Genomic DNA, 8,975 nt, shown 5'->3' on the forward strand with positions numbered 1-8,975 from the left:
TCCCTTATTCATTGACGATGAGCGACATGATGCGCTCTTGGCTGGCTTCATTCGCGGGCAGTTCGCCCACAAATGCGCCTTCGTTCATCACATAGATGCGGTCGCACATGCCCAGCAGTTCGGGCATTTCCGACGAGATCATCACGACCCCTTTGCCCGCCGCCGACAGTTCATTGATGATCGCGTAAATTTCGTATTTCGCGCCCACGTCGATCCCGCGTGTCGGTTCGTCCAGGATCAGGACTTCGGGCGCGGTGTTTAGCCATTTGGCCAGCACCACCTTTTGCTGGTTGCCGCCCGACAAGTTGCCGACCTGCTGAAAAACCGAAGGCGTGCGGGTGCGTAACGCTTTGCGGTATTTTTCCGCCACGGCCGTTTCTTCGTGGCTGTCCAAAACTCCCGCTTTGGACACGTTGTCCAGTTTCGCCAGCGTCGTGTTGAACCGGATGGTTTCATCTAGAACAAGGCCTAGGTGTTTTCGGTCTTCGGTCACATAGGCCAGCCCTGCCTGAATGGCGCGGGGCACGCTGGACACGTCCACAGGTTTTCCGTGCAATTTGACAGTGCCCGTGGTGCCGCGCCCATAGCTTTTGCCGAAAACCGACATGGCCAGTTCGGTGCGGCCCGATCCCATTAGACCCGCGATGCCAACGACTTCGCCTGCGCGCACGTTCATTGAAATATTCTTGATCACCTGACGTTCGGCATGTTCGGGGTGCCAGACGTTCCAGTTTTCTATTTCCATCAGCATCTTGCCCGCCACGCGGTTGCGATCGGGGTAACGGTCGGACATATTACGGCCGACCATGTCGCGCACGATGTCGTCTTCGGACAGGCCCTGTTTCGCGTCCAGAGTGGAGACCGACATGCCGTCTCGGATGACCGTCACGGTGTCAGCGACATAGCGCACTTCGCCCAGTTTGTGCGAGATGATGATAGACGTGACGCCCTGCGCCTTTAGTTCCAGCATCAGGTCCAACAACTTTTGAGAGTCGTTTTCCTGAAGCGCCGCTGTTGGTTCATCCAGGATCAACAGCTTTACATCCTTCGACAGCGCTTTGGCGATTTCGACCAGTTGTTGTTTGCCAACGCCAAGGCTGTCGATCAGCGTTGTCGGGCTTTCCTTTAGCCCCACTTTGCGCAACAGCTCTTCGGTGCGGCGGTTGGCCTCGTGCCAATTGATCACGCCACCTTTGGCGGTTTCATTGCCCAAAAAGATGTTTTCAGCAATCGATAGCTGAGGCACCAGAGCGAGCTCTTGGTGGATGATGATGACGCCGCGATCTTCGCTGTCGCGGATGCCGCGAAACTGCGCAAGCGCGCCGTCGTAATGGATTTCCCCATCATAAGTGCCTGCGGGGTAAACGCCCGACAGCACCTTCATCAGGGTGGATTTACCTGCGCCGTTTTCGCCGCAGATCGCGTGGATTTCACCCTCGGCGACAGTAAGGTTCACCTGATCCAACGCTTTGACGCCGGGGAACTCTTTCGTGATGGAACGCATTTCAAGAAGCGCGGTCATTTTGACCTCTTTCCGAACGTTAGACAGACCCGCCCAATCGCAAAAACGTCAGGCGGGTCCGGGAGGGATTGGTTACTTGATCTGGTCTTCGGTGTAGTAGCCCGAGCCGATCAGGATCTCTTCCCAGTTCGAGGCGTCGACGGCGACGGGCTCTAGCAGGAAGGACGGCACGACCTTGACGCCATTGTCATAGGTGGTGGTGTCATTGATCACAGGTTCGGTACCAGCAAGAACAGCGTTCACCATTTCAACGGTGACTTTTGCCAACTCGCGGGTGTCTTTGAAGATGGTCGAATATTGTTCGCCCTCTAGGATCGATTTAACCGACTGCACTTCGGCGTCTTGACCCGAAACGATGGGCATTTCCAGATCGCCCGAACCGTAACCGACGCCCTTGAGCGACGACAGGATGCCGATGGACAGACCGTCATATGGCGACAGAACACCGTGGACGTTTTGGTCGGTGTAATTGGCGGATAGGATGTTATCCATACGCGCCTGCGCCACAGCGCCGTCCCAACGAAGGGTGCCCACCTTGTCCATGCCCATCTGGCCGGATTGGATCACAATGGTGCCGTCGTCGATCAGCGGCTGCAGGACAGACATCGCCCCATCATAGAAGAAATACGCGTTGTTATCGTCGGGCGACCCGCCGAATAGTTCAACGTTGTAAGGGCCATCGCCAAACTGGGCGCTTAGGCCTTCGACCAAAGATGTCGCCTGCTGCACACCCACTTTGAAATTGTCGAATGTCGCGTAATAGTCGACATCGCCACTGTCGCGGATCAGGCGGTCATAGGCGATAACCGCGACGCCAGCCGCGGCTGCGTTTTCCAGCGCGTTGGATAGGGTGGTGCCGTCAATGGCCGCAATCACAAGCGCGTCCACGCCTTTAGTGATCATGTTTTCGATTTGCGCCAGTTGGTTGGGGATGTCGTCTTCTGCGTATTGCAGATCGGCGGTATAGCCTGCGGCTTCCAGCTCTCGGACCATGTTGTCACCGTCCGCAATCCAGCGAGCCGAGGATTTCGTAGGCATAGCAATGCCAACTAGGCCGTCCGCGTATGCGACCGACGCAAAAGCAATGGCCGCGGTTGCCGCGGTCAGGATGGTTTTGAACTTCATACTTTCCTCCCAGTGGATCCATGCGCTCCAATTCCCTGCACGGTGGATCCGAATATAAGTGGTGACCATCTCCTTTGGTCAGGACGATGAATAGAAGAAAGTTTACATCACTGTAAAATGAACATATCCACGTATTGTATATCAAAAATGGTATAGGAAGTGGCGCCATGCAATTCGTACGCACGCTCAAACCTGGTCACCTCGAACTTTTGCTGAAAATACACGAGGTTGGGCAGTTGCAGATCGCGGCCACAATTTTGAACATGACGCAACCCGCCGCCTCACGGATCCTAAGCGATATCGAACGCCGCTGCGGAGCCCCGATTTTCAAACGCACGCCAAAGGGAATGAAGGCCACGCCAACGGGCGAGGTTTTCATCAAACACGCCAGAATCGTGTTGGCGGGTCTCGACAATTTGGAAAAAGAGATCGTTGCCTTGGCTACGGGTGTCGCGGGCGAAGTGCGCATCGGCGCCGTGACAGGGCCGGCTGTTGGGGTCCTGATACCTGCGATGGAGGCCCTACGTGACCGTGCCCCAAATATTTCCGTAACGATTGATGTGGCCCCATCAGTCGAATTGGTGCGCGGACTGGACGAAGGCCGGTTTGATTTTGTGATGGCGCGTGTCCCCGCGACCCATGACAGCCGTGACCTGCATGTCCATCCTGCGCGCACCGAACAGGTGCGGCTGCTGGTCAATAACACACACCCATTGCTGGACCAATCAAACGTGACGTTGCAGGAAATGTCGCGCTATCCGTGGATCATGCAAGAGCGCGGCTCTCCGATCCGCGAGGCCGTTGAAGTCGCGTTTTATACCGCAGGTCTGCCGCCGCCCAAACAGGTGGTGAACTCGTCGTCACTGTTGATTGCTCTGGCTCTGCTTAAGGGTTCTGAAATGATCGCGCCTTTGACCGACGAGGTGGTCGGGTTGATGACTAGCGATGTTCTGGGGGCGAAACTACGGGTGATTGATACCGCCGACCAGATCGCCGTATCGCCCTATTTCATCATTCGGGACCAGACCCGCGAAATGACGCCTGCGGCAAATCTATACTACGAACAGGTTCTGGCGGAAATCTAACCAGAGGCTGGGATACAGGCTTAACAGCCCTAACTGTGCAGAGAATGGATTTTGTCGAACATGAATGGACCAGCGGGTGCCTGACGGTTTTCTGTGGAAATTCACCCAGTTGAAATCGAGCGAAAAGGGATCGCCAAAAGGCCGTTCGAGTTGGTCAGGGTAGCCCCTGACCAACCAATGATTTATCGTGCGTCTGAATGGTATTTTGCATCAACACTATCGATGGCAGCCACGTTCGATGCGGACCGGCCGTTCGGATCAAACGACGCATGTAGATATGCCAGCGCGATATCTTTGGCCAATTCAGCTCCGATCACGCGGGCACCCATCGTGATGATTTGTGCGTTGTTGGATGTTGCTGCCTTGGACGCGGAATAGGTGTCGTGCGTTTGTGCGGCGCGAATGCCGGGCACTTTGTTCGCGGCAAGGCAAACGCCGATGCCTGTGCCGCAAACCAAAATGGCGCGGTCGTAGGTCCCGTCGATCACTGCACTGCCTACGTAATCTGACAGGTTTGCATAGAAAGCTTCGCTATCTTCGATCACTTCGGGAATGTCTCAACAGACTTCGGCCTAATAATGACCCTTTTCCTGCGGCGCGACGGGGAAAAGTTCTTATGAGAACATCACCTTGTCGAGACACAGTTCGATCATGCGCGGTCTGCGTCGGACACGGTAAGTGGCGTACTGATTGCCTTGTTGAACATTGCTGCGCTTTTGGCGGGGGCGTACCGAAAACGGTCGGATCCAGATGGCGCGTCCCAGATAACAGTTTAGATGTTGAATTATGCGTGTATGTTAGCGTAATGTAGATTATGTTAATTTAAAGACATCCTAACGCAATCCACAACAGCACTAGTAGCTATAATGCGGCACCGCCCACAGCTGGGCCAAGGTTGGGCCAGAACAACCTAAACTATTGAAAACAAATGCATAAACTTTTCCTCAGCACAAATTGACATAAAACGCCAATTTTGTAATTAAAATCAGCGCGTTACAGATTTCGCACAACGGTGCATGATGTGTGTCAAATTCTCTTTCAGCCCAAATGACCAAATCGAATAAGAATAACGCAGTGCTATTATAATCAATCACAGCCCGAGTGGCGATTGAACGCCTGCCCGCCGCAAAGGCTTCAAGGCAATGAACGTTCAGACCAACGTACCCCAAACTCTTCGCTGCTAACTCTGGACTTTCGGCTAACTCAAACACGGCCAGCCCCACCTCAAAAAACAACCGCTAGAAGCGCGACCACAGGTCGTGACCACCCCAAGGAGGCAAAAACCCAACCACCCCACCCTCCGAGGCTAAAATCCACCTCCTAGACGCACCCACGCCATCGACCACACCGCGCTTTTCGCAAATCAAACTCAAAACCCGACCAATCGCGCGAAAAAGACAGTACAACTTCCAGCCCTTTTGCGGACATTCATGCAACCACGCTCCGCCGCGCCGCAGCCTCCCCAAAAGCGGTTATTGGAACAATTGCGCAGCATTTTCGGCCCGTTCGATGGCTGCTCCGCGCCCGGCGCGCTTGCGTCAGACGGGGAAGCCAAATACCCAGATCCAACCTGCAGACTCTCGTTATAAATGAGGGACACGCAGGGGGCAGGTCATTCGCTATGATGTCAACACCAACCTGGTTTTCATCTGGCTTCGGGATTCCGGTTCCCGCGCGCATGAACTGGCTGGCGGCTGGGGTCACGGACATGCGCAAAGGCTTCAACGGACTGTCTGCCCTGGCCGAGAAGATTTTGCAGGAAGACCCGTTCTCAGGACACCTGTTCGTGTTTCGTGGACGCCGTGGCGATCTGCTGAAGATTGTCTGGTGGGATGGTCATCGAGCGTGCCTGTTCTCGAAGCGCCTGGAGCGCGGGCGCTTTGTCTGGCCTGCTGCAAAGGGCGGCAAGATCAGCGTGACGCCTGCGCAGTTGTCGATGCTGCTGGAGGAGATCGACTGGCGCTTGCCGCAGAAGACATGGACGCCTCTGACCGCCGGTAATTTACCAACAAATCCAGAGCTGTAGGATTCACATTCCGATATGGCCGGGGTATAACTTCGCCATGTTGGATGCGCCCAAGATACTGCCTGCCGACCCCGGCGAACTCCGCGAGACGGCAGAGAGTTTGCTCGATCTGGTGAAGGCGCAGGCGCTCAGGATCGCCAAGCTGGAACACCAGCTTGCGGGGCACAACCGGCATAGGTTCGGCTCAAAATCCGAGAGCATGGACCACCTTCAGCTGAAGCTGGAAGAGGAAGAAACGGCGGCGGCGCATGATGCGCCAAAGCCCGCCTCCGATGCTACCGACGAACAACCGAAGGCCAAACCGAAGCGTAAACCTTTGCCGCCGGAGCTGCCTCGGTTCGATCAGGTGCTGAGCCCCGGCGAGGCGTGCAAATGCGGCGGCAGGCTGCGGACAATCTCCGAAGATGTCACCCCGATCAAGATGCAGGCAAAAGGCAAATGCGCTACCGCGCGGGTCTGGACTTATGTGCGCGATGAGCGCCCTTGGGTTGGGGGTGATCCGCCCGCCGTCTGGTATCAGTTCACGACAAACCGCAGAGGCGAGCATCCTTCGGCGCATCTGACCAGCTACAAGGGCTGGATGCATGCCGATGGCTACGCCGGATTCAACGACCTCTACCGATCCGGCACGATCAGCGAGGTCGCCTGCATGGCCCACATCCGCCGCAAGTTCGTGGATGTCTTCCAGTCTCAGGGCCTGCAAATGGCCGAGGAAGCGATCCGGCGCATCGCCGAGCTATACGCCGTGGAAAAGGACGCCCGAGGATTGCCGCCAGCAGACCGTGTTCGGCAGCGCCAATCCCGGGCAAAACCGATCCTCGATGATCTCGAAGTCTGGCTTGCGGCGCAACTGACCCGCATTCCCGGCAAATCCGAGCTGGCCAAGGCCATCCGCTATGCCCTGATCGAAACCGCCAAGATGAACGGCGTCGACCCTCAAGCCTGGCTGACTTGGGTGCTCACCCGTATCGCCGACCATAAGATCACGCGTCTCGACGAGCTGCTGCCCTGGCGTTACGCTGCCAGGGCAGCGTAACAGGCTGCGCCATGGCAGTGTCAGAGCGCCATAACCGGACGGTCACGAAATCTTCCAAAAAAATATGTTATAGCGTGATCTTACAAGACGTAACCTTCGCGTGTCATCTGCGATGGTCTGAGGCAGTTGCGATCTATCGTGGGAACGGGGTGGCCCAAAACGGTGGATTCTGTCCGCGTCCCTACGCCAAGCAGGGCCAGCGATTCCGTTCGTCAAAGACTTCCGGTGAGTGTGGCAAGGTTCTGGACGGCTTCTGACCCGGCTCAGACATGCGCAACCGCTGGTTTGCGCAACAGATTGCATACGAACGGCAGTCGATAGTCCGGCTGCAAGACGAAAGAGTCGTAGGACCTACAGCTCTAACTCCTTCTCGACCCAAGTGAGGTAGTCGCGGATCGCCAGGTCGTCGCGCTTGCAGTGCCCCCATTTGCCAATGCGAGTTACGGTGACAAAGCGCGCCTGCCGCAGGATATCGAGATGGCGGCTGGCGGTCGGTTGGGCCACCCCGATGGCGTCCGCGATCAGTGACATGCACACACCTTCCGTGGCCGGGTCTGCGGACCATTGATCGGGGAAATTGCCTTTCGGGTCGCCCAGAAGCCGCAGCACCTTCATCCGCACTTCGCTGGACAGCGCTTTGATCTGGGTGGCCCGATCTACGATGATGATCTTTTCTGACATCGAGGAACTTCCCATGGGTGGTTCAGTGCGAGCGTAGCGCGCTCCGATGATCACCTCTTTACATTTATACTTCGCTAAGTGACTATATGAGTCGTTTTGGAGCGAGGCGCAAGGGCGAAACCTGCGCTTCGCTAGTATCCGACATCGAGGCCCGTATGGAAAAGACAGCACCCGAACCTAGCAAAACACTCCCCATGCTCGCGCTGGTCGGTGCAGCATTCATCGGCTCGATCATGGGTGTTTTCGCGCGGGAACTGGCCGTGGGCCTGACTGTGGTTGAACAAGTCGCGCTTCGCTCGCTGATGGGAGCGGTTGTCCTGCTCGTTGTCTGCTGGCGGGTCATCGACCTGGGCAAGTTTCGCACCGCACCGAGGTCGGACCTTCGCCTGACGGCCGCGCGTGCCGTCGCGATGTTCGTGATCGCGATTTCTCTAGGAACCGTTGCTTTCGTGGAGGGCAACTACGCCTCCGCCGCCGTGATCATGGCCCTTCCAACTCCCGCCGTTCTGAGTGTTCTGATGTTTGGAGAGCGAATGTCCCTTCGGGATGGGATGTTCGTAACGCTCGCCTTCGTCGGTGCAGCTCTCACGATCCTCGCCGGGACCGGCGCAGGTGCAGCGATTGGCCTGACACTGGACTGGCCGATGCTTTGTGCGCTTTTGGCAACGCTGTTCATGTCTTGGGGCATCCTCGCGCGGAAGTGGCAGTCGCCCCATCTAACCAACTACGAGACAACGTTCCTCATGCTCCTCGTCGCCGGATTTGTCATGGCGCTCGCCGCCACCGCATGGAGCCTCTGGACGGGACGCATGCCAGGCCTCACGCCATATCTCTTCGGCATCGGTGTTGTCGCCGGGCTCGCGAATATCGGTTTCCTTCTAAGCACCAACTACGCCATTCCGCAGCTTAAGGGCGTTTTCACAAACAATCTCCTCGCTTTACAGCCGGTGTTTGGGATTATCGTGGGCGTAGCATTCTTCGCTGAGGTTCCAACTGTCGCCGCTGTAGTCGGCTGCGCGCTGATCCTCGTGTCTGTGCTTGCCATTGCCAACCCAAAGCTGCTGTCTCGGCGCGGTGCCGTCGCGGATATGGCAGGAAGATAGGAACTACGCATAAAAACTCGCGCACAAACGGTCGTTGTCGCTGACCTGAGACCCGTTTCCTCCTCCATCTTGAGGTAGAGTCCGTCCCAACGAAGGAGACGGATAGAATGAAGAGATCACGGTTCAGCGAAGTTCGGATCATCCCGATTCTGAAGCAGCAGGAGAGCGGCGTGGCGACGACGGATGTGTGCCGGGAGCACGGGATCAGCTCGGCGACAATTCGTCCACATTGATCGGATTTCGATATTTTCTGATCCCGAACGGGCAGTACTGCTTGGACCTTTGATTTAGCGTTCTCTTGAAATTCAACATTTCGGAGATACAAAATGAAACTGGAAATCAAAGATTGGGCGAACGGCGCGCCTATTCCCGCGAAATTCGCGTTCGGCAAAATTCC

Annotated in this window: 8 protein-coding genes and 1 pseudogene; 5 read left to right on the plus strand and 4 right to left on the minus strand. The window is 56.4% G+C overall.

Annotation, left to right across the window (positions count from 1 at the left end):
* Positions 1-4: 4 nt before the first annotated feature.
* Entirely contained in the window at positions 5-1,522 is a 1,518-nt protein-coding gene (gene mmsA, locus ACXAGA_RS15955; RefSeq protein ID WP_475118464.1) for a multiple monosaccharide ABC transporter ATP-binding protein, read from the minus strand.
* Between the two features lie 72 nt (positions 1,523-1,594).
* Positions 1,595-2,647, minus strand: coding sequence for a multiple monosaccharide ABC transporter substrate-binding protein (gene chvE, locus ACXAGA_RS15960; protein WP_475118465.1), 1,053 nt, complete (start codon positions 2,645-2,647; stop codon positions 1,595-1,597).
* 167 nt (positions 2,648-2,814) lie between these two features.
* On the opposite strand from chvE, the gene ACXAGA_RS15965 reads away from it, so the two are divergent.
* Positions 2,815-3,732 carry a LysR family transcriptional regulator gene (locus ACXAGA_RS15965; RefSeq protein WP_475118466.1) on the plus strand — a complete coding sequence of 306 codons (918 nt, stop codon included), beginning with the start codon at positions 2,815-2,817 and terminating at the stop codon, positions 3,730-3,732.
* Between the two features lie 182 nt (positions 3,733-3,914).
* Here the strand turns inward: ACXAGA_RS15965 and ACXAGA_RS15970 are convergent, their stop codons facing one another.
* On the minus strand, positions 3,915-4,277 hold the full coding sequence (locus ACXAGA_RS15970; RefSeq protein WP_475118467.1) for an RpiB/LacA/LacB family sugar-phosphate isomerase: 363 nt from the start codon (positions 4,275-4,277) through the stop codon (positions 3,915-3,917).
* Between the two features lie 1,079 nt (positions 4,278-5,356).
* Between ACXAGA_RS15970 and tnpB the strand changes: the two genes are divergently transcribed.
* Positions 5,357-5,758, plus strand: a complete 402-nt coding sequence (tnpB, locus tag ACXAGA_RS15975) for an IS66 family insertion sequence element accessory protein TnpB (RefSeq protein WP_475118471.1) — start codon at positions 5,357-5,359, stop codon at positions 5,756-5,758.
* A 37-nt stretch (positions 5,759-5,795) separates the two neighbouring features.
* The gene (locus ACXAGA_RS15980; RefSeq protein ID WP_475118468.1) at positions 5,796-6,794 is read left to right on the plus strand and encodes an IS66 family transposase; all 999 of its coding nucleotides are present in this window, start codon (positions 5,796-5,798) and stop codon (positions 6,792-6,794) included.
* Positions 6,795-7,145: 351 nt separating this feature from the next.
* Here the strand turns inward: ACXAGA_RS15980 and ACXAGA_RS15985 are convergent, their stop codons facing one another.
* Positions 7,146-7,475, minus strand: coding sequence for an ArsR/SmtB family transcription factor (locus ACXAGA_RS15985; RefSeq protein WP_475118469.1), 330 nt, complete (start codon positions 7,473-7,475; stop codon positions 7,146-7,148).
* Positions 7,476-7,630: 155 nt separating this feature from the next.
* Here ACXAGA_RS15985 and ACXAGA_RS15990 point away from each other — a divergent pair, with 155 nt between their 5' ends.
* Positions 7,631-8,578: a DMT family transporter gene (locus tag ACXAGA_RS15990; protein ID WP_475118470.1), complete on the plus strand. Its 948-nt coding sequence runs from the start codon at positions 7,631-7,633 to the stop codon at positions 8,576-8,578.
* A gap of 107 nt (positions 8,579-8,685) precedes the next feature.
* Positions 8,686-8,796: pseudogene (locus tag ACXAGA_RS15995) on the plus strand (transposase); the annotation flags it as partial.
* Positions 8,797-8,975: the final 179 nt, after the last annotated feature.

Source organism: Marivivens sp. ABH4_498 (assembly GCF_056160585.1).

What these genes read in the sequence shown, in the direction of transcription:
- ACXAGA_RS15985 (WP_475118469.1), bottom strand. Translation starts at nt 7,475, where the DNA reads ATGTCAGAAAAGATCATCATCGTAGATCGGGCCACCCAGATCAAAGCG.
- tnpB (WP_475118471.1), top strand. Translation starts at nt 5,357, where the DNA reads ATGTCAACACCAACCTGGTTTTCATCTGGCTTCGGGATTCCGGTTCCC.
- ACXAGA_RS15990 (WP_475118470.1), top strand. Translation starts at nt 7,631, where the DNA reads ATGGAAAAGACAGCACCCGAACCTAGCAAAACACTCCCCATGCTCGCG.
- ACXAGA_RS15980 (WP_475118468.1), top strand. Translation starts at nt 5,796, where the DNA reads ATGTTGGATGCGCCCAAGATACTGCCTGCCGACCCCGGCGAACTCCGC.
- mmsA (WP_475118464.1), bottom strand. Translation starts at nt 1,522, where the DNA reads ATGACCGCGCTTCTTGAAATGCGTTCCATCACGAAAGAGTTCCCCGGC.
- chvE (WP_475118465.1), bottom strand. Translation starts at nt 2,647, where the DNA reads ATGAAGTTCAAAACCATCCTGACCGCGGCAACCGCGGCCATTGCTTTT.
- ACXAGA_RS15965 (WP_475118466.1), top strand. Translation starts at nt 2,815, where the DNA reads ATGCAATTCGTACGCACGCTCAAACCTGGTCACCTCGAACTTTTGCTG.